The 18,990-nt window shown below is 65.2% G+C and carries 19 protein-coding genes; 16 read left to right on the top strand and 3 right to left on the bottom strand.

The features are described from left to right. Positions 1-35: 35 nt before the first annotated feature. A complete protein-coding gene (locus HUK82_RS07935) occupies positions 36-977 on the bottom strand; it encodes an NAD(P)-dependent oxidoreductase (protein WP_343207515.1) in 942 nt (313 codons plus the stop codon). A gap of 188 nt (positions 978-1,165) precedes the next feature. Here HUK82_RS07935 and msrP point away from each other — a divergent pair, with 188 nt between their 5' ends. Beyond that, entirely contained in the window at positions 1,166-2,107 is a 942-nt protein-coding gene (gene msrP, locus HUK82_RS07930) for a protein-methionine-sulfoxide reductase catalytic subunit MsrP (RefSeq protein ID WP_176613453.1), read from the top strand. Between the two features lies 1 nt (position 2,108). Continuing rightward, positions 2,109-2,768 carry a protein-methionine-sulfoxide reductase heme-binding subunit MsrQ gene (gene msrQ, locus HUK82_RS07925; RefSeq protein WP_176613452.1) on the top strand — a complete coding sequence of 220 codons (660 nt, stop codon included), beginning with the start codon at positions 2,109-2,111 and terminating at the stop codon, positions 2,766-2,768. Positions 2,769-2,901: 133 nt separating this feature from the next. On the opposite strand, the gene HUK82_RS07920 is transcribed toward msrQ, so the two are convergent. Further along, entirely contained in the window at positions 2,902-3,660 is a 759-nt protein-coding gene (locus HUK82_RS07920; protein WP_176613451.1) for a uracil-DNA glycosylase family protein, read from the bottom strand. After that, the gene (locus HUK82_RS07915) at positions 3,661-4,266 is read right to left on the bottom strand and encodes a LabA-like NYN domain-containing protein (RefSeq protein WP_176613450.1); all 606 of its coding nucleotides are present in this window, start codon (positions 4,264-4,266) and stop codon (positions 3,661-3,663) included. A gap of 121 nt (positions 4,267-4,387) precedes the next feature. Between HUK82_RS07915 and folK the strand changes: the two genes are divergently transcribed. From folK to bamA, 14 genes are all read left to right on the top strand, one after another. After that, positions 4,388-4,930, top strand: a complete 543-nt coding sequence (folK, locus tag HUK82_RS07910; RefSeq protein ID WP_176613449.1) for a 2-amino-4-hydroxy-6-hydroxymethyldihydropteridine diphosphokinase — start codon at positions 4,388-4,390, stop codon at positions 4,928-4,930. Between the two features lie 79 nt (positions 4,931-5,009). Beyond that, a complete protein-coding gene (gene rpoZ, locus HUK82_RS07905; protein WP_176613448.1) occupies positions 5,010-5,408 on the top strand; it encodes a DNA-directed RNA polymerase subunit omega in 399 nt (132 codons plus the stop codon). A gap of 51 nt (positions 5,409-5,459) precedes the next feature. Then, positions 5,460-7,712, top strand: a complete 2,253-nt coding sequence (locus HUK82_RS07900) for a RelA/SpoT family protein (RefSeq protein ID WP_176613447.1) — start codon at positions 5,460-5,462, stop codon at positions 7,710-7,712. 3 nt (positions 7,713-7,715) lie between these two features. Then, positions 7,716-8,126 carry a holo-ACP synthase gene (gene acpS / locus HUK82_RS07895; protein WP_176613446.1) on the top strand — a complete coding sequence of 137 codons (411 nt, stop codon included), beginning with the start codon at positions 7,716-7,718 and terminating at the stop codon, positions 8,124-8,126. Between the two features lie 147 nt (positions 8,127-8,273). After that, positions 8,274-9,080, top strand: coding sequence for a signal peptidase I (lepB, locus tag HUK82_RS07890; protein WP_176613445.1), 807 nt, complete (start codon positions 8,274-8,276; stop codon positions 9,078-9,080). Further along, entirely contained in the window at positions 9,077-9,844 is a 768-nt protein-coding gene (rnc, locus tag HUK82_RS07885) for a ribonuclease III (protein ID WP_176613444.1), read from the top strand. The genes lepB and rnc overlap by 4 nt, the downstream gene beginning before the upstream one ends. Then, on the top strand, positions 9,841-10,731 hold the full coding sequence (gene era, locus HUK82_RS07880) for a GTPase Era (protein ID WP_176613443.1): 891 nt from the start codon (positions 9,841-9,843) through the stop codon (positions 10,729-10,731). Before rnc ends, era begins: the two co-directional genes overlap by 4 nt. Positions 10,732-10,896: 165 nt before the next feature. Next, entirely contained in the window at positions 10,897-11,634 is a 738-nt protein-coding gene (gene pyrH, locus HUK82_RS07875; protein WP_176613442.1) for a UMP kinase, read from the top strand. Positions 11,635-11,698: 64 nt separating this feature from the next. Next, positions 11,699-12,241, top strand: a complete 543-nt coding sequence (gene frr / locus HUK82_RS07870; protein ID WP_218061536.1) for a ribosome recycling factor — start codon at positions 11,699-11,701, stop codon at positions 12,239-12,241. Between the two features lie 98 nt (positions 12,242-12,339). Next, entirely contained in the window at positions 12,340-13,014 is a 675-nt protein-coding gene (uppS, locus tag HUK82_RS07865; RefSeq protein WP_176613456.1) for a polyprenyl diphosphate synthase, read from the top strand. Continuing rightward, positions 12,998-13,864 (top strand): phosphatidate cytidylyltransferase, encoded by an 867-nt coding sequence (locus tag HUK82_RS07860; RefSeq protein WP_264802256.1) that lies wholly within the window; start codon positions 12,998-13,000, stop codon positions 13,862-13,864. The genes uppS and HUK82_RS07860 overlap by 17 nt, the downstream gene beginning before the upstream one ends. Before the next feature lie 46 nt (positions 13,865-13,910). Next, positions 13,911-15,068 (top strand): 1-deoxy-D-xylulose-5-phosphate reductoisomerase, encoded by a 1,158-nt coding sequence (gene dxr / locus HUK82_RS07855; RefSeq protein ID WP_176613440.1) that lies wholly within the window; start codon positions 13,911-13,913, stop codon positions 15,066-15,068. A gap of 43 nt (positions 15,069-15,111) precedes the next feature. Continuing rightward, complete coding sequence (gene rseP / locus HUK82_RS07850; RefSeq protein WP_176613439.1) at positions 15,112-16,212, top strand: RIP metalloprotease RseP; 1,101 nt, start codon at positions 15,112-15,114, stop codon at positions 16,210-16,212. Positions 16,213-16,376: 164 nt separating this feature from the next. Then, positions 16,377-18,821 (top strand): outer membrane protein assembly factor BamA, encoded by a 2,445-nt coding sequence (gene bamA, locus HUK82_RS07845; RefSeq protein ID WP_176613438.1) that lies wholly within the window; start codon positions 16,377-16,379, stop codon positions 18,819-18,821. Positions 18,822-18,990: the final 169 nt, after the last annotated feature.

Here is an 18,990-nt window from a genome sequence, read left to right as displayed (position 1 = left end):
GGGCGCCTGTGATGCGGGTCGGCCGCGCGCGCTTTTTACGGCGCGTTGGCCACGAGATGTTCCATCACGCCGATCAGCGCCGCGTAGTCGTCCTGTTCATGACGCCGCGCCGAAAGCGCCAGCATCTGGGTCGAGGCGGCCACGGTCGGCACCGGCACCCGCACTCCCTCCGCGCCCCGCAGCAGCAGCCCCATGTCCTTGAGCATCAAGCGCGTGGGGAACTGGGGGGCGAAATCGCCGACCTTGGCGGCCTTGAGCTTGCGTTTGTGATGCGGTGACAGCACGGCGACCTGATCGAGCGCATCGAACAGCGTCGAACGGTTGAGACCGCTCGCCAGTCCATAGGCCACGCATTCCGCGAGCGCGGACAGCCCGGTTCCCATGATTCCGTTGACGACCAGCTTCAGCTTCGCGCCGCTGCCAGCGGGTCCGGCATGGATCGTCGCCTTGCCGATCACCGCGAACACGGGTGCGGCGCGTTCGAGAGCGTCCGTCTCGCCTCCGGCCAGCACCACGAGTTGTCCGGCCTCTGCCTCCGGAGTGGAGCCCGAGACGGGCGCGTCCACCGCGCAGGTCCCTCGTGCCGAGGCGGCGTCGTGGAGGGCCACCGCCGCCTCGGGCGAGACGGAACTCGTGTTGATGACCAGCGTATCGGCGGACAGACCCGCGATCAGGCCGTCCGGCCCCTGCGTCGCCGTGGCGAGCGCGGCGTCGTCCGGCACGCACACAATGACGGTGTCCGACCATGCCGCGATGTCCCGCGCGGTGGCCAGAAAACGCAGCGCCCCGTCGCCGCCCTTGCCCGACGGCGTGTAGGCGGCGATCTCCGCGCCCGCTCTCCGCAGGTTTTCGCCCATCCGGCTGGCCATAGCGCCGAAACCGATAAAGCCTATTTTGCCCAGTGTCATACGCGTCCCCTTTTTGCCCGTGTGGCGACCTGTCTGTGCGATAACGTCGTAGCGACTGGATGGTCGCAGCGCCGATCTGCCAAGGCGTCCATGACGGGCGTGTTACGATCGCGTCATGCGCACCCAAAACGGTTGCGAGCGGGATCGTGCCGGTTGAACGTCCGCCATCGCACACCTTGTTGTGTCGACCGCGTTGTACGGGCGATCGCCGATGCGCATGTGGTCGTTGGCTGATCAGCGCAGGACAGGAGGACAACATGGCGCGCTTGAGACTGCCGGCTGTGTCGGGCAGCGATATCACGTCCCGGGAGGCGTGGCTGAACCGTCGCTCGTTCCTGGTGAGCGGCGCGGCAACGGGTCTGGGCATCGGATCGGCGCGGGCTGCCGGGACGCTGAAGGCACGTGCGACGAGCTACACCGTCAAGGATCCGCCGACCCCGCGCGTCGACGTCACGACGTACAACAACTTTTACGAATTCGGTCTCGACAAGGGCGACCCCGTGCAAAACAGCGGCGGTTTTCATCCGGAGCCGTGGACCGTGCGGGTCGACGGGCTGGTGCGTCAGCCGCGGACCTTTTCCATGGACGATCTGGCCGCGCTGATGCCGGTGGAGGAACGTATCTATCGCATGCGTTGTGTCGAGGCATGGTCGATGGTCATTCCGTGGGATGGTTTTGCCTTGGCGGCGCTTCTGGGCGTGGTCGAGCCGTTGGGGGATGCCAAATACGTGGCGTTCGAGTCTGTCCTGCGTCCCGATGAGATGCCCGGGCAGAGGGGCGGTCTGGCATCGCTCGACTGGCCCTATGTCGAGGGGTTGCGTCTGGACGAAGCGATGAACCCGCTGACCTTCATGGCAGTCGGGCTGTATGGCGACCGGTTGCCCAACCAGAACGGGGCGCCGTTGCGTCTGGTCGTGCCGTGGAAATACGGGTTCAAGGGTGCGAAGTCGATCGTCCGCATCCGTCTGGTCGCGGACATGCCACGCACGACGTGGCACTCCATGGCGCCGGAGGAATATGGCTTTTACGCCAACGTCAACCCGACCGTGGATCATCCGCGCTGGAGCCAGGGTTCCGAACGGGTGATCGGCAGTTCCGGCTTTTTCGGCGCGGGCCGTCGCACGACCGAAATGTTCAACGGCTATGGCGAACAGGTGGCGTCCTTGTACGCGGGCATGGACCTGCGGAGATGGTACTGAAATGCCGTCCCGACGCGCGCCCGTCGTATTCCCGTCCCGGTTGGAGCTCTGGCTGATCACGCTGATCGGACTGGTGCCGGCTGGTCTGTACTTTTGGTACGGAGCGCATAACCAGCTTGGCGCGGACCCGGTGAATGTCTTCGAACGCTGGCTGGGGCTCTGGGGCGTGCGGTTCCTGGTCGTAACGCTGGCGATTGCGCCACTGCGTGATCTGGGCGTGATCAATCTGGTGCGGTACCGGCGCACGTTCGGGCTGCTGGTCTTCTGGTATGCGGTGATGCATGTCGCGACCTATGGCGTGCTGGACCAGCATCTCGACCTGAGAGCCGTGTTCGGGGAGGTCACGACGAAACCCTTCCTGATGGTCGGGCTTGCGGCGTTCGTGCTGCTGTGCCCGCTGGCCGCGACCTCCAACCGCTGGTCGATACGAACGCTGGGCCGCCTGTGGGGCACGCTGCATCGCGGGGTCTATGTGGTGGCTGCCCTGGCAGGCGTGCACTTCCTGATGGCGTTCAAGACCTATACCGTGACGAGCGTCGGCTATGCCGCTGCCCTGTTCGTGCTGGGTGCGGCTGGGGTGGTGCGACGCGTGCGGCACAACGGCCGTAGGCGGATGTCGGCGGCGAACGAACCGATGCGGCGGCCAAAGACGACCGGATGAGACTGCGGACAGTCCATCCCCGGTCCCGGTACAGCGAGCCTTGTTGACGTCTTGCGCGGTGGAATGCCTACGACGCATTGGACTATCGATCGTGTTCACTCCTTCGCCCCTGTCCAGTCAAACGGGATCTGCCCTACGCCGCGCCCCGCGCCAGTCGGGCGATCACATCGGGAAGCACGTCCGCCAGCCCGGTCGATGCACCCGCGTGGGTCGCCGACGTACCCGCATGGATATGGTGGGCGTCGGCCAGGAGAAGCCCGTCGGGCAATGTATGGATGAATCCGGGCTGAAACCGCACACGAGCGGCCGGGATGCCGCAGGCCGTCACCACGGCGTTATGAGCGAGCACACCGAGTGCCACAACGACGCGCAGGTGCTGCATCGCCTGCAACTCCTCGCGGAGAAACCGGCTGCACTGACTGACCTCGGCGGGCTGAGGCAGTCCTGCGGGAGCGGGACAATGCACGGCGAATGTGATACGGCAGGAATACGTCCTCTGTGCCCGGTGCCCGGCGGCGCCCGACGGCCCAGAGGGCAGATGGTGGCGAAGCAGACCGTCAACGAGCCTCGGGTCGGCGGGTACACGTGAAGGCGATCCGCCCTCGAAACCCTGTGGCGGGGGCAGGGGACGCGGCGAAGGGGCGAGTGCGACGACGAGAACGTCCGAATTCAGATCACCCATGGCGGCCGCCGGTCGTGTTTCGGCCACTGTGGGCATCCCGGGCGTGTCGGTCGTGAGTTGGGCGCGGAACTCCGCGAGACGGGGACAGAGGCAGCAATCGTCCGGCGGAGCCTCTGCGCGCAGGGCCGCTCCGTAACTGCCCGCGGAGATCTCGGAGGGATGGCGTGCGGCCGCCCGCGATGACGAGTGTGCGTGTTGTGGGAAGGTCATTCAGCGGTCTTCTGTTCGGTCTCGCCCGTCGTCGGCCGGATGACGGACGGGACTGTGATTGCGGGTGCGCTGATCGGGCGGGCGGCGGGCGATGTCGGGCAGGATGTCGGCCAGATCGATGAACTGGTCGGCTTGCCGCCGCAGTTCGTCGGCGATGACCCCCGGGCTCGTGCTCAGGGACGAGATGATGCTGACCCGCACGCCGCGCGCCTGCACGGCTTCGACGGCACGCCGCAGATCGCCGTCACCCGAGAACAGCACCATATGATCCGCGCGTGGTGCCATCTCGAGCATGTCGACCGCGATCTCCACCTCCATATTACCCTTGATGCGCTTGCGGCCGTTGCCATCGTTGTATTCCCGCGCCGGTTTGGTCACGAGGGCATAACCGTTATAGGCAAGCCAGTCGGTCAGGGGACGGACGGGTGAATATTCGTCGCTGTCGAGCAGCGAGGCGTAGTAGTAGGCGCGGGTCAGAACGCACCGGCGACGGAAAAAGGCCAGCAGGTTGCGATAATCAACATCCGAGCCGAGATTGCGCGCTGTAAGATAAAGGGACGATCCGTCGATGAAGACACATGTTCGGTCCTGGGACAGGAAATACATTGAAGTGGCCTTTGGGGTTACGTGAGGTAATCGCGAAAAAGTTAAAATTTGGTTACCCGGAATGGGTCGACTGCGTTGATTCAAATCGGAAGAACTTGTTAAGAAATGAAAGACACGCCGGATGATCTTGGTGGCGATCGGGTCAAATATTTGCGGACTACATGGCGAAACATCTCTCGAAATGTGTCAAAAAGCGATCTCACTTTTTTCAGTACATGACTCCATAAATGTGATGAATGTTTCGCGGTGGTATCGCTCGGCTCCTGTTCCTCGAACACTGGATCAGCCGGATTTCGTCAATGGGGTCGTGGCGCTTGCGACCGATCTCGCGCCCGACGCACTCGTGCGGATCATGCAGGGAATGGAGGTCGATGCCGGGCGCGTCCGGACGGTGCCCAACGCTCCGCGTCCGCTCGACCTGGATCTGATCGCCTATGGGGACCTGCGACGCGTGCCCGGAGATCGGACAGGGGAGGGCGTCGTGGCCGACCTCGTGCTGCCGCACCCCCGTGCGCATGAGCGGGCGTTCGTCCTGCTGCCGCTGCGCGATGTGTCCCCGTCCTGGCGCCACCCGCTCTCCGGCCGTTCGATCGACGACCTGATCGCGGACCTGCCCCCCCAGGACATCGAGTCGCTGGAGGAACGCACGGCCAGTTCGCGCTGATCGAGTATTTGATCGCGGGGCGCCGCTGTGGTAACACGATCGTTTATGAACCGTTTTACCAGAGCTGGGGGCTGACGGCATGGCGCGCGTTACAGTCGAGGATTGCATCCAGAAGGTGCCCAACCGTTTCGAGCTGGTTTTGCTCGCAGCGCAGCGTGGGCGCAACCTGTCGCGGGGCGAGGAACTGACGGTTCCGCGCGACAATGACAAGAACCCCGTCGTTGCCCTACGCGAGATCGCGGACGAGACCGTGGCGCTCGACGGCCTGCGCAGCGATCTGGTCCGCTCGCTGGCCCGCGCGCCGGAGCCGGAGCCGGTGGACGAGGAGGTTCTCGATCTGATTCCGACCGATCAGAACATCTTCGGTCTTCAGGACGTGTCCGCCGAGGAAGAACACGCGGCGATGGCGGCGGACATGTCGCCCGAGGAATTCGAGGCGGCGATCGAGGCCGAGCTTAGCGGGCGCGGGCGCCGCTGATCCATTGCATGGCGGGTGACGGCCCCGGCCCTCACCCCGACAGGAGGGGGAATGGGATCGAGCGACGGTAGCGCGGAAGCAATCGTCCCGGCCCCAGCGAGCGACGTCACGCGGCCTGTCGGGTGCGCCGGTCTGATCCGGCGCATCGCTGCCTACAACCCCGATGTCGACCGCGCGCTTATTGAGCGCGCGTTTACCGTTGCGTCCGAGGCTCATGCCGAGCAGAAGCGCGACAACGGCGAGCCTTACATCACCCACCCCATCGCGGTTGCGAACATTCTGGCCAGCTTCCAGATGGATGCCGCCTCGATCGCAACCGGCCTGCTGCACGACACGGTGGAGGACACCGGGGTCACGCAGGACAGGCTCGTCGCGGACTTCGGCAAGACGATCGCGGAGCTGGTCGACGGTGTCACCAAGCTGACGCGACTGGAACTGCAGTCCGACCGGACCAAGCAGGCCGAGAATTTCCGCAAGCTCGTGCTGGCCATGTCGCGCGATATCCGCGTGCTCATCGTCAAGCTGGCCGATCGCCTGCACAACATGCGGACGCTGCATTATGTGCAGCGCACCGACCGCCGCCAGCGCATCGCGCGCGAAACCATGGACATCTATGCGCCGCTGGCCGAGCGCATCGGCATGGATCGGGTCAAGACCGAGCTTCAGAATCTGTCGTTCGCGCAGCTCGACCCGGAAGCGAACGCGACGATCCGGGCGCGTCTGAATTATCTGCGGGGGCAGGGCGCGGACATCATTGAGGAGGTCCGCAAGGAACTGACGCGCCTGTGCCACGAGGCCGGCATCGCGGAGATCGAGGTTACCGGGCGCGAGAAGTCGCCCTTCTCGATCTGGGAGAAGATGCAGAGCCGCAACGTGGCGTTCGAGCAACTGTCCGACATCATGGCGTTTCGGCTGATCGTGCCCAGCCGCGAGGACTGTTACGTCGCGTTGGGGGCGGTGCATGCCGCCTATCCGGTGATCGCCGGGCGCTTCAAGGACTATATTTCCACGCCCAAATCCAACGGCTACCAGAGCCTGCACACCGGCGTCACGCTGCGGCACCCGCGTAACCAGAAGATCGAGGTCCAGATCCGCACCGCGGAAATGCACGACGTGGCCGAGAATGGCGTGGCCTCCCACTGGGCCTACAAACAGGTTCCTGACGCGCGGCCGGATGGCCCCGCGCTGGGGCTGCGCAAGCCCCGCTGGGTGCAGGACCTGCTTGAGATCCTTGAGGATTCCGCGGCGCCAGACGAGTTTCTGGAGAACACGAAGCTCGAACTCTATCAGGACCAGGTGTTCTGCTTCACCCCCAAGGGACAGCTGATCTCGCTGCCCCGGGGCGCGACGCCGATCGACTTCGCCTATGCCGTGCACAGCCAGGTCGGCGATGCCTGCGTGGGCGCGAAGATCAACGGGCGGCTGATGCCGCTGCGGCATGAACTGCAGAATGGCGATCAGGTCGAGATCATGACCGCGCGCGGCGGCACGCCGTCGCCGTCGTGGGAGCGGTTTGCCGTTACCGGCAAGGCCCGGGCGCGTATTCGTCGTTATGTCGCGGCACAGCAGCGCCAGACCTATGTGGACAATGGGCGCGCCAGCCTGACCAAGGCCTTTCGTCAGGAGGGCGTGGACGGCTCGGAACGTGTGCTGGAAGGGATCCTGAAGGATCTCAAGATGGCAAGCGTCGAAGACCTGTATGTCGCTGTCGGCAACGGCAATGTCGGCCCGAAGGACGTCGTGCACGCGGCCTATGCCGAATTGCGGCAGACGCCTCGGGCGCCGCGCATGGTGCCCGGCCTTACCCCGCGCGCGCCGTCGCCGGCGAAGACGACGGGGTCGTCGCTGCCTCTGGTGGGCATCGGTTCGGGTATTGCGGTGCATTTCGCCGGATGCTGCCACCCGCTGCCGGGCGACCGCATCGTGGGCATCGTCTCGACGGGCAAGGGCATCACGATCCACACCGCGACCTGCCAGACGCTGGGCAGTTTCGCGGCGACACCCGAGCGGTTCATGGATGTCGACTGGGATTATGAGGTGATCGAGCGCGGAGCGCGGGGCGAACCGCTGATCGGTCGCGTCAGCGTCGTGGCGGCGAATGAACCCTCGGTGCTGGCGACGTTGACGAACGCGGCGGCCAAGTATGACGGCTCGGTGGTCAACCTGAAGATCATTAACCGGCAGCTCGACTTCATGGAGGTGCTGGTTGATCTTGAGGTGCGGGATCTGCGCCACTTGTCGTCGGTCATCGCTGGCTTGCGCGGCGCGAGTGGCGTGTCGCAGGTTGAGCGGGCGAAAGGCTGACGCATGATTGTCGGGGCCGGCACGGATTTGTGCGATATCCGGCGCATCGCGCAGGTGCTGGAACGGCACGGCGATCGCTTTCTGCAACGCGTCTTTACCGAGGCCGAGCGCGCCCACGCCGAGCGCCGGAACGGCGAGGCACGCATCGCGACCTATGCCAAGCGCTGGGCGGCCAAGGAGGCCTGTGCAAAGGCGCTGGGCACCGGTTTCGCGCAAGGCGTCGCGCACAGCATGCTGGGCGTCGTCAACCGTCGTGGCGGCGCGCCGACCATGGTGCTGACCGGCGGTGCCGCGGCGCGGCTGGCGGCGCTGGTGCCGCAAGGGTGGGTGTCCGCCGTCCATGTCAGCCTGACGGATGAGCCGCCTTATGCGCTGGCGCACGTGATGATCGAGGCTTTGCCGCCGGTCGTCTGAAGGTGGGCCGGCCGAGCCGATGCCATGCGGCGCTTGACAGGAACGGCCGCGAACGGCTTGATCCGCCGGACTTCGCTCCGCCTGGCGAGAGTCTTTTCGCCCACGCCGCCCCACTGTCGGGCCGATCGTCCTCAGGAAATTTTCGTTATGGCCAAGTCCGATCGTTCGCCCTCCGCCACCGCGCCGTCCGGTGGTCTGAGCCTGCATGCCGCGTGGGAGTGGCTGCGAACGGTTGGTGTGGCGCTGATTTTCGCTGTTGGCGTGCGTACGGTGTTGTTCGAGCCGTTTTCCATCCCTTCCGGATCGATGATTCCGACGCTTCAGGTCGGAGACTACCTGTTCGTTGCCAAATACAGCTACGGCTACTCGCATTTCGCGCTGCCGTTCTCGCCCGACCTGTTCAGCGGGCGGGTGTTGGGGCGTGAGCCTCACCGTGGCGATGTCGCGGTGTTCCGGTTCACCAAGGACACGTCGATCGACTACATAAAGCGGATCGTCGGTCTGCCGGGCGACCACGTGCAGGTGCGGGCGGGGCAGCTCTATCTGAACGGGACGCTGGTGCCCCGTACGTCGCTTGGCGACTATGTCGCGGTGGACGAGCATCGCACCCAGATGGAGGGCGAGCGCTTCGCCGAGGATCTGCCGGGCAGTGGCGGCCGAGGCGTGGTCAAGCACGACATCCTCAAGCTGACCGACGAGGGGATGCAGAACGACACGCCGGATTATGTGGTGCCGGCGGGGTATTTCTTTGCGATGGGTGATAACCGCGACGACAGCGCGGACAGTCGCTTCATGGGCAGCGATCCCGAGGATCTCGGGTTCGTGCCGATGGAAAATCTGGTCGGCCAGGCGAAGTGGATCTTCTTTTCCATCGATGCCGCGCACCCGTTCTGGCAGGTATGGGAGTGGCCGTTGGAAATCCGCTGGTCGCGCCTGTTCCATGGAATCCGATGAGCGGCGACGTCGTCCCGTCTGACGATCGGTCACCGGTTGCGGTGCTGGAGGCCGCGATCGGGCATCGGTTCGCAAAGCCTGCCCTGCTTCGCGAGGCCCTGACCCATCGTTCCGCGCTGCACGATCGTGTCGCCGGGCGAACGGGCCATGGTCGGCGCGGCCGGCTGCCGGTGCAGTCGCGTGGCGCCGGTTCCAACGAGAGGCTCGAATTCATCGGGGATCGCGTTCTGGGCCTTCTGATGGCGGAATGGTTGCTGGAGCGGTTCCCCGCCGAGCAGGAGGGCGCCCTTGGCCCGCGGCATGCCAATCTGGTGTCGCGACCGGTGCTGGCCGACATCGCCGCCAAGATCGGTCTGCCCGACGTCATTGCCGTGGCGCCGCACGAAGAACGGGCGGGCATACGGCAGGTCGCCAATGTTCTGGCTGACGCGCTGGAGGCGGTGTTGGGCGCGCTTTATCTCGACGCAGGTCTGGAGCCGGCGCGACAGTTCGTGCGGCGCGCCTGGACGCCGGTCATGACAGGGCAGGCGCGGCCGCCCAAGGATCCGAAGACGGCCCTGCAGGAGTGGCTTCTGGGGCGGGGACTACCGTTGCCGAGTTATGAGACGGTCTCGATGGAAGGCCCCTCGCACGCGCCGCTGTTTGTTATTCGCGTCTCGTCCGCCGGACGGACCGGCGAGGGGCAGGCCGGCAGCAAGCGCGCGGCGGAAAGCGGAGCGGCGGCAAACCTGCTGTCGCAATTAGATGAAGGAGAGGGTGCATGACGACACGTTGTGGATTCGTGGCGATCGTCGGTGCGCCCAACGCGGGTAAGTCGACGCTGCTGAACAAGATGACCGGCGCCAAGCTGTCGATCGTCAGTCCCAAGGCGCAGACCACCCGGTTTCGCGTTCTGGGCATTCTGATGCGCGGGGCGTCCCAGATTCTCCTGGTCGACACGCCGGGTATCTTCCGACCGCGCCGCAAGCTGGACCGGGCCATGGTCGCGGCGGCGTGGACCGGCGCGCAGGACGCGGACCTCGCCGTTCTCGTGGTGGACGCGCGCGCAGGGCTGACCGACGAGGTCCGGGCCATCGCCGAGACGCTGGCGCAGGGCAAGCGCCGGATCTGGCTGGCGCTGAACAAGACCGACCTGATCGCCGGGCCGGCCTTGTTGCCATTGATCGACGAGGTGTCGAAGCTGCTGACGCTCGAGCACGTGTTCATGGTGTCGGCCCGCAAGGGAGACGGCGTCGAAGACCTGCTGGACCATCTCGCTGCGGCCATTCCGGAGGGGCCGTACCTCTACCCCGAAGACGATCTGACCGATTTGCCCGACCGGCTTCTGGCGGCCGAACTGGTGCGCGAGCAGATCTTCATGCAGACGCATGAGGAGGTGCCCTATGCCGCCACCGCCGAGACGGAAAGTTTTGTCGAGCGCCCGGACGGCTCCGTAAGGATCGAGGTCACGATCTACGTGTCCCGTCCCGGCCACAAGGCGATTTTGATCGGTGAAAAAGGCAGTCGGGTACGCTCGATCGGCGAGCGCGCCCGTACGGAACTGACGCGGCTTCTCGAGCGTCCCTGCCATCTGTTTCTCAATGTGAAGGAACGTGCCGGCTGGGATGAGGAGCGCGCGCGCCTGCGCGCGATCGGTCTGGACGAGGGCTGACGTAAGGCGCCCCGTCCGGCCATGCGACGAGACTGCTTGTGACGAAGCGGACGGGGCGATATGACAGGCGCGCATGATACGGTGCGCTCGTCCGAACCAGCCGATGCCGGTCGTCTGTGTGCCGGGCCGCCGACCCATCCTGACCCTTTCACCGTCCGAGGACCCATGACATCTGCACCCGGAACCACGCTCGGTTATCGTCGCGTCCTGCTGAAAGTCTCGGGCGAGGCCTTGATGGGGCAGGGGGCGTACGGCGTCGATCCCCAGACCGTTGAGATGATCGCCCGCGACATCGCCGCGGTTGCCGGGACGGGTGTCGAGGTGTGTGTCGTGATCGGCGGCGGCAATATTTTCCGTGGCCTGGCGGCGGCGGCCAAGGGCATGGATCGCGCCCAGGGCGACTATGCCGGCATGCTGGCGACCGTCATCAACGCGTTGATGGTGCAGAACGCTCTGGAGCGCGAGGGGATCGTGACCCGCGTGATGTCGGCGATCGCGATGTCCTCGATCGCCGAGCCGTACATTCGTCGCCGCGCGGTGCGTCACATGGAGAAGGGTCGTGTGGTGATATTCGCCGCCGGCACGGGCAACCCCTTCTTCACGACCGACACGGCCGCGGCCCTGCGTGCGGCCGAGATGGAATGCGACGCCCTGTTCAAGGGAACGCAGGTGGACGGCGTCTATGACGCGGACCCCCGCAAGGTGGCGGATGCGAAACGGTATGATTCCCTGTCCTATATGGAGGTCCTGTCGCGGGACCTGAGCGTGATGGACGCCGCGGCGATCAGTCTGGCGCGCGAAAATCGCCTGCCGATCATCGTGTTCAATATTCACGGCGATGGTGCGTTCGCCCGCGCGTTGCGTGGCGAGGGGCCATTTACGCGTATCGTCGAGAGCGACTGAGCGCTGCCCGCGCGGGCAGCACGTTTTACGGAGGGCCAAGGTGGCTGCAGAACTGAATACCCTCATGGAGGATCTGACCCGTCGCATGGACGGGGCCCTCGAGAGCCTGCGTCGTGATTTTGCGGGCCTGCGGTCGGGGCGCGCCAACCCCGCGCTGCTCGAGCCCGTGCGCGTCGAAGCCTACGGCGGCGAAGTTCCGCTGAGCCAGTGCGGTTCGGTCGCGGTTCCCGAGGCGCGCATGCTTACGGTGCAGGTCTGGGACCGCTCGCTGGTCGGCGCGGTGGAGCGGGCGATCCGTGACGCCGGCCTGGGGCTGAATCCGGCGGCGGACGGCCAGACGGTGCGCGTGCCCATTCCGCAGCTGACCGAAGAGCGCCGCAACGAGCTGGCCCGTGCCGCCGCCCGGTATGCCGAGGGGGCGAAAATCGCGGTGCGCGGCGTGCGGCGTGACGGCAACGACAAAGCCAAGGCGATGGAGAAAAAGAGCGAGATCAGCCAGGACGATGTCAAGGCGTGGTCGGACTCGATCCAGAAGCTGACCGACCAGTACGTCAAGCGCATCGACGAGCAACTGGCCGACAAGGAACGCGAGATCAAACAGGTCTGATCAACGCCGTGGTCGCCACCCCTCTTACCCGTCCGGCCGATGTGCCTGAAGCGGTGCTGCCGTCCGGGCGCACCGCTCCGGCGCATGTCGCCGTCATCATGGACGGAAACGGGCGCTGGGCCCAGGCGCGCGGCCTGCCCAGACTTGCCGGGCATCGCGCGGGGATCGAGGCGGTGCGTCGTACGGTGCGGGCGGCGATCAGCCATGGGGTGCCGTATCTGACGCTATTCGCGTTTTCATCGGAGAACTGGCACCGCGCGCCCCAGGAGGTCTCGGACCTGACCGGGCTGCTGCGCTATTACCTGCGCCACAAGGTTGCGGAATTGCACGACGAGGGCGTGCGCATCCGGTTCATCGGCGACTTTTCCCGTTTTGACGAGGAACTGCGCGGGGATCTTGTTGGGGCCGAAATCCTGACCCGGGGGAATAGCCGCCTGACCCTCACGCTCGCCCTGTCGTATGGTGGCCGGTCCGACATCATGCAGGCCGCGTCGCGTCTGGCGCAGGCCATAGCGGACCGGGACGTCGATCCCGCGCGTCTGACCGAGCGTGACTTCTCGCGTTTTCTGCTGACGGCCGATACGCCCGATCCCGACCTGATCGTGCGGACCAGTGGCGAATACCGGCTGTCCAACTTCCTGTTGTGGCAGTCCGCGTACGCTGAGCTCGTCTTTCGCGACGTCCTGTGGCCCGATTTCGACGAAGCCGAATTCGCGGCCGTGATGGCGCTGTTCGCGCGCCGTGAAAGGCGCTTTGGTGTCCGACCTGCCTGAACCCCGCACTGCCGCGCAGTCTGGCCGCAACTGGCGCGATCTGCGCGCGCGTCTGCTGTCGGCGGCGGTGCTTGTCCCTCTTGCGGGGGTGTGCATCTGGCTCGGCGGTCCGGTCTATGGCGCTATGGTGACGCTCGCCGCCGTCGGCATGGCGTGGGAAGCCGGCCGTATGTTCGGGCTCGCACCGCGCAGCTGGCGTGGGTGGCTCTATCTCGCCTGGCCCGCCGTGGCCGTGCTGGCCGCCTGGCGTGGCGAATGGACGGCGGCACTTGGTCTTGCGTGCGCGGCGTTTATTTTCGGCCCGTGGCTGTGGATGGCGATGGTCTGGATCGTGTGGGCGAGCGTGGCGCTGCTGTGGTTGCGGCTTCAGACGCAGCCCGCGATCGCATCCGTCGTGTTCGTCATCGTGGCCGTGATTGCCAGCGACTCCGGGGCCTATCTGGCGGGACGCCTGTTTGGCGGCCCGAAACTTGCGCCGCGGATTTCACCGGCCAAGACGTGGTCGGGTTCGGCGGGGGGGCTGGTGTGTGCCGCCGTGGCCGGTGCGCTGGTGGCGTGGTCGACGCGTGGCGGGGGCGACGAGGTCGTGTCCGCCGTGTTGCACGGTGCGGGGGTGGGTGGGCTCCTGGGTATCGGCGCCCAGTCCGGCGACCTGGCGGAGAGCGCGATCAAGCGGCGTTGCGGCGTGAAGGACTCGAGCGCCCTGATCCCGGGGCATGGAGGGCTTCTGGACCGTTTTGACGGGCTGCTGGTGGCCGCGCCGCTGGCCGCAGCCCTGTCGCTTCTGGCCCCCGCTTCGGCCTTCTGGTATGCGGGGGCCGCGGGCGCGTGGTCGGCGCTGACCCGATAATGTGCCGAAAAACCAGGCGCGATCGAAGGGCGGAGTGGCAGGTCGAATGAAAACAGTCACGGTTCTGGGCAGCACGGGCAGCATCGGGTGCTCGACGGTCGATCTGTTGCATCAGGCCGGTGAGACCGTTCGGGTGCGGGCCCTTGTCGGGGGCCGTAACGTGGACGTGCTGGCCCAGCAGGCTCTCGCGCTGCGGGCGGAGATCGCCGTGATCGCCGATGAGGCACTGTTGCCCGAGCTGCGTGCCCGTCTGGACGGACGCGGGATCGAGGTCGCCGGCGGCCGTGCGGCGGTAATCGAGGCGGCGGGACGCAAGGCCGACTGGACGATGGCGGCCATCACGGGAGCCGCCGGACTGGAGCCGACGCTGGCAGCAGTGCGCAACGGCGGCGCGATCGCGCTGGCGAACAAGGAAGCGCTGGTCTGTGCCGGCGACGTGATGCTGCAGGCCGTCGAGACGGCCGGTGCCACCCTGCTGCCCTGTGATTCCGAACATAACGCGATCTTCCAGTCCATGGCGGACCGGCAGACGTCGCAGATCGAACAGATCGTCCTGACCGCGTCCGGCGGCCCGTTTCGCACCGCGACGCTGGAAGAGATGGAAGCGGCACCGGTCGAGGCCGCCCTTAAACATCCGACCTGGTCCATGGGTGCCAAGATCACCATCGATTCGGCCTCCATGTTCAACAAGGGACTGGAGCTGATCGAGGCGGCGCGGCTGTTCGCGCTGCCGGAGGATCGGATCGGCGTCGTCGTGCACCCGCAGTCCATCGTGCATGGCTACGTGCAGTACACGGACGGCAGCGTGGTGGCGCAGCTCGGCTCCGCGGACATGCGTATCCCGATCGCGCATACGCTTGCGTGGCCGCAGCGCATGGCCACAAACGCGCCGCGCCTCGACCTTGCACAGATCGCGCGGCTGGACTTCGAGGCGCCGGACCCCGTCCGGTTCCCGGCACTACGGCTGGCGCGCGAATCCTTGCGCAGCGGCGGGGCCGCCCCCACTATCCTGTCGGCGGCCAACGAGATCGCCGTCGAGGCCTTCCTGCGTCGCGAGATCGGTTTCCTCGGCATCGCCCGCACGGTGGAGCGCGTAATGCAGTCGCTCGGCGCGCCACGGGCCGACACGCTGGACGAGGTTCTGCACTGGGACGCCGAGGCACGTCGGGTCGCCATGGCAGGACTGAATTCCCGCGCAGCCTGAGACGGCTGCTTTCGACCTTTTCTCCGGAGACGACACGACGCCGATGCATGAGTTGATCCGCACCCTTCTGGCAACCGGCCTCGTGCTTGGTGTTCTCGTCTTCGTGCACGAGCTGGGACACTACCTCGCGGCGCGCTGGCGTGGTGTCCACGTCGACGCGTTCTCTATCGGGTTCGGCCGTCCTCTGCTGCGTTGGCATGACCGGGTGGGGACCGAGTGGCGCGTGTGCTGGATTCCGATCGGGGGTTACGTCAAGCCGCATGGCTTCGAGGGGCCGGAGGACGCGACGCCCGAACAGAAGGCCGCGTGGATCCCGGGAAAGACCTTTCACGACAAGCCCGTCGGGTCGCGTGCGATTGTGATCCTTGCCGGTCCCGTGTTCAATTTCCTGCTGGCGATCATCCTGTTCACGGGCCTGTTCTATTTTGCCGGCCAGCAGGCGGCAGGTCGCCGCGTCGCCGGTGTCGTGGCCTCAAGCGCGGCCGCCACGGCGGGTTTGCGCGCGGGCGACGAGATCGAACAGGTCGGCGCCGTCAGCGTGCACTCGTTCGATGACCTGCAGCCGCTGATCGCGCGTCAGCCCGGGGCGCAGACCACGCTTCTGGTGCGGCGCGACGGTCACGAATTGTCTCTGCCTGTTACGTTTGGTCAGGTGCAGTCCGGTGGCCATGCCGTCGGCCAGCTTGGCGCGAATTTTGCCGTGACGGTCGGCGCGCCGTTGCCGTTCGGCAAGGCCGTGGTCGCGGGCGCGGCGATGACCTGGCACGTGACGGTTCAGACGCTGGCTGGCGTGTGGCAGATGCTGACGGGCCAGCACAGCGCCCGTGATCTGGGTGGCACGCTGCGAATCGCGCAGATGTCGGGCCAGGCAGCGCAATATGGGGTGGCATCGCTGATTTCCTTCATGGCGCTGCTGTCGGTGAATCTGGGGCTGATCAACCTGTTCCCGATCCCCATCCTCGATGGCGGCCGTCTGGTGTTCTACGCGCTGGAGGCGATCCTGCGTCGACCCGTTCCGCGCCGGGTTCAGGAAATCAGTTTTCAGGCCGGATTCGCCGTGATCGCGGGGTTGTTTCTTTTTTCGACGTTCAACGATCTCGCCAGTTTTGGCGTGTTTCACTGGCTTTCGCACAAGGGCGGCTAGAGCCGGTGCTTGCGCAGCGCCCCTGACTTCGGATACCTCCGCCGTGGGGCTTGCGTGTTTCGCCACGGCGTGGTGGTGATCAACGCAGGTATGTCATGAGAGCGTCGGTCCGCGTGGCCGGGTGTTGGGGGTAGCGCGTCTTGCCGAGTAAACATTCTGCGCTGATGGCGTCGGTCTGTCTCCTGCCGTTGGTAATGGCGGCGGTGGTGCCTGTCACCACCCAAGCCCAGACCATCAGTCACGCGCAGACCCGCCGCAAGGCGCCTGCGCCCCGTCCGCAAACGGGTGGTGTCATTCAGGCGATCGAGGTCAGTGGTAACGACCGCATCGAGACCAGCACCATCCTGTCGTACATGGTGGTGCAGGTCGGCGACCCGTTCAATCAGGACGAACTCGATCGCTCGCTGAAGACGCTGTACGCGTCCGGCCTGTTCAAGGATGTGACGCTGCACCGCGCCGGTGCCACGTTGCAGGTGCATGTAGTCGAAAATCCGGTCGTCAACCGTATTTCGTTCGAAGGCAACAGCGCGGCCAAGGACGAGGACCTGCGCAAGGTGATCGATCTGCGGTCCCGCGCGGTCTTCTCCACGCAGACGGTCGCGTCCGACCGGCAGAAAATCCTGCAGGTTTATGCTGAAAAGGCGCGCTACGCCGCGACGGTGACGCCGCAGATCATCAAGCTGTCGCATAACCGCGTCGACGTGGTCTTCCAGATTAACGAGGCACGCCAGACGCTGGTCAACAAGGTGAGCTTCGTCGGCAACAAGGCCTTCAGCGAGGCCCGCCTCGCGCAGGTGATCTCGTCGAAAGAGCATGTCTGGTACCGTTTCTTTTCGTCGTCCGACGAGTACAATCCGGAACGCCTGAAGTATGATGCGGAGCTTCTGCGCCGTTTCTACCTTCGCAACGGCTATGTCGACTTCAATATGATCGACGCGACCGGCGAACTGTCGCCTGATCACAAGTCTTTCTATGTGACCTTCACCTTGCATGAGGGCGAGCGTTATCGCCTCGGCAAGGTGGAAATCCGTTCGGCATTGCGCCATGTCGACGCGAAGTCGCTCTACAAATATGTCGAGCTTTTCCCGCACCAGTGGTACGACGGCACGGCGATTCAGCACAATGCGGACGACATGCAGGAGATCCTGCAGGCGAAGGGCAATCCGTTCGCCGTGGTGCGCCCCGAGATCGCCCGCAATCCCGAAAAGCGTATCGTGAACCTGCTGTTCGATGTGGGTGAGGGGCCGCGGATGTATGTCGAGCGCATCGACATTAACGGCAACACGATCACGCAGGACAAGGTGATCCGTCGTCAGATGCCGATGGCTGAAGGCGACCCGTATACGTCCAACGACAAGAAGTATACGAAGGAAATCCTAGAGGATATGGGCTACTTCAGCTCGGCCTCCGTAGACCAGAGCCAAGGGTCCGCGCCGGACCGTGTTAACGTGGCCGCCAATGTGGTGGAAAAGCCGACCGGCGAATTCTCGCTGGGTGGCGGCTACTCGACTGATATCGGTATCCTCGGCAACGCGTCGCTCAAGCAGCACAACCTGCTGGGCTCGGGTGTGGACGCGGGTATTTCCGGAACGGTCGGCTACTATCAGAAGCAGGCGGACCTTTCCGTGTCCGATCCGTACTTCATGAACCGGAATCTGGTCGCTGGCGTCGATATTTACATGATCCAGAACAGCTACCAGACGTATCAGAGCTATTCCGAAGGGCGGTACGGCATCACGCTGCGGATGGGATACGCCTATAACCGCCATCTGTCGCAGTCGTGGAACTATTCGCTCGTCGATCGTCACGTCAATAACAGCTTCGATCTCGGCTACGCGCTGCAATACGGGTACGGTTACGAGTATCAGCCATCGGTCTACATTCGTCAGCAGACGGGCTGGTCGCTCCTGTCCCAGATCGGCACGGAACTGACGTATGACACGCGCGACAACCGCATGCGTCCGCATTCGGGTTATGTGCTGCATAGTGGCGTTGATTTTGCCGGCGCGGGGGGCGACGAAAAGTACGTCCGCGCGAAGTTTGACGCCGCGTACTATGTTCCCCTCGACTCGATTACCGGCAGCCATGACTGGACGCTGAGCTTCAAGGCCGGCACCGGCTATCTCGTCGACTGGGGTAACGGTCGTCAGGACGTGATCGACAACTTCTATCTGGGCGGCAACAACCTGCGTGGCTTCCTCGATGGTGGTGCGGGACCTCGGTCGGCTCACCAGATGATCAATGGTGTTCTGGTGCCTGCCGCAGGACAGGAAGATCTGATCGGCGGGCGGTTCATCTACACCGGCTCCGCGCAGGTCAATTTCCCGATGCCGTTGGCCAAGGACATGGGCATCACGGGGCGCTACTTCGTGGATGCCGGCGGTCTGGCGGGCGTTCGTGTGCGCAACCGATACACCAATTACAAGAATGACGGCGCGAACTACACGCCGATCTCGGGCGACAGCGTCACCCCGCGCGTCAGCACGGGTGTCGGCTTTTCGTGGAAGAGCCCGTTCGGCCTGATCAACATCGACGCGGCGATCCCGCTTCACCGCTATCGCAACGACCGGACGCAGGTGCTGCGCTTCGGGTTCGGCCAACAGTTCTAAGGGTTTTATCCGACGTGAAGATGTCTCGTTTCGCCGGCGCCTCCGCCGCTCTTGCCGCCGTCCTTGCGCTGGGGGCCGTGCCCGCGCTGGCGCAGTCGTCCGGTGGCAATGCTGGTTGGTTCGTGCCCAAGTCGAATCAGCCGCCCCCGCCGCAGCCCCATGCGGTGCG

The sequence above is a fragment of the Ameyamaea chiangmaiensis genome, from assembly GCF_013376175.1.
Classification (GTDB): Bacteria; Pseudomonadota; Alphaproteobacteria; order Acetobacterales; family Acetobacteraceae; genus Ameyamaea; species Ameyamaea chiangmaiensis.
This window is presented reverse-complemented; position numbering and strand designations above follow the sequence as displayed.

Excerpts from the sequence above, each read along its gene's own strand:
- msrP (WP_176613453.1), top strand. The coding sequence starts at position 1,166 with ATGGCGCGCTTGAGACTGCCGGCTGTGTCGGGCAGCGATATCACGTCC.
- msrQ (WP_176613452.1), top strand. The coding sequence starts at position 2,109 with ATGCCGTCCCGACGCGCGCCCGTCGTATTCCCGTCCCGGTTGGAGCTC.
- HUK82_RS07920 (WP_176613451.1), bottom strand. The coding sequence starts at position 3,660 with ATGACCTTCCCACAACACGCACACTCGTCATCGCGGGCGGCCGCACGC.
- HUK82_RS07915 (WP_176613450.1), bottom strand. The coding sequence starts at position 4,266 with ATGTATTTCCTGTCCCAGGACCGAACATGTGTCTTCATCGACGGATCG.
- folK (WP_176613449.1), top strand. The coding sequence starts at position 4,388 with ATGATCTTGGTGGCGATCGGGTCAAATATTTGCGGACTACATGGCGAA.
- rpoZ (WP_176613448.1), top strand. The coding sequence starts at position 5,010 with ATGGCGCGCGTTACAGTCGAGGATTGCATCCAGAAGGTGCCCAACCGT.
- HUK82_RS07900 (WP_176613447.1), top strand. The coding sequence starts at position 5,460 with ATGGGATCGAGCGACGGTAGCGCGGAAGCAATCGTCCCGGCCCCAGCG.
- acpS (WP_176613446.1), top strand. The coding sequence starts at position 7,716 with ATGATTGTCGGGGCCGGCACGGATTTGTGCGATATCCGGCGCATCGCG.
- lepB (WP_176613445.1), top strand. The coding sequence starts at position 8,274 with ATGGCCAAGTCCGATCGTTCGCCCTCCGCCACCGCGCCGTCCGGTGGT.
- rnc (WP_176613444.1), top strand. The coding sequence starts at position 9,077 with ATGAGCGGCGACGTCGTCCCGTCTGACGATCGGTCACCGGTTGCGGTG.
- era (WP_176613443.1), top strand. The coding sequence starts at position 9,841 with ATGACGACACGTTGTGGATTCGTGGCGATCGTCGGTGCGCCCAACGCG.
- pyrH (WP_176613442.1), top strand. The coding sequence starts at position 10,897 with ATGACATCTGCACCCGGAACCACGCTCGGTTATCGTCGCGTCCTGCTG.
- frr (WP_218061536.1), top strand. The coding sequence starts at position 11,699 with ATGGAGGATCTGACCCGTCGCATGGACGGGGCCCTCGAGAGCCTGCGT.
- uppS (WP_176613456.1), top strand. The coding sequence starts at position 12,340 with ATGGACGGAAACGGGCGCTGGGCCCAGGCGCGCGGCCTGCCCAGACTT.
- dxr (WP_176613440.1), top strand. The coding sequence starts at position 13,911 with ATGAAAACAGTCACGGTTCTGGGCAGCACGGGCAGCATCGGGTGCTCG.
- rseP (WP_176613439.1), top strand. The coding sequence starts at position 15,112 with ATGCATGAGTTGATCCGCACCCTTCTGGCAACCGGCCTCGTGCTTGGT.
- bamA (WP_176613438.1), top strand. The coding sequence starts at position 16,377 with ATGGCGTCGGTCTGTCTCCTGCCGTTGGTAATGGCGGCGGTGGTGCCT.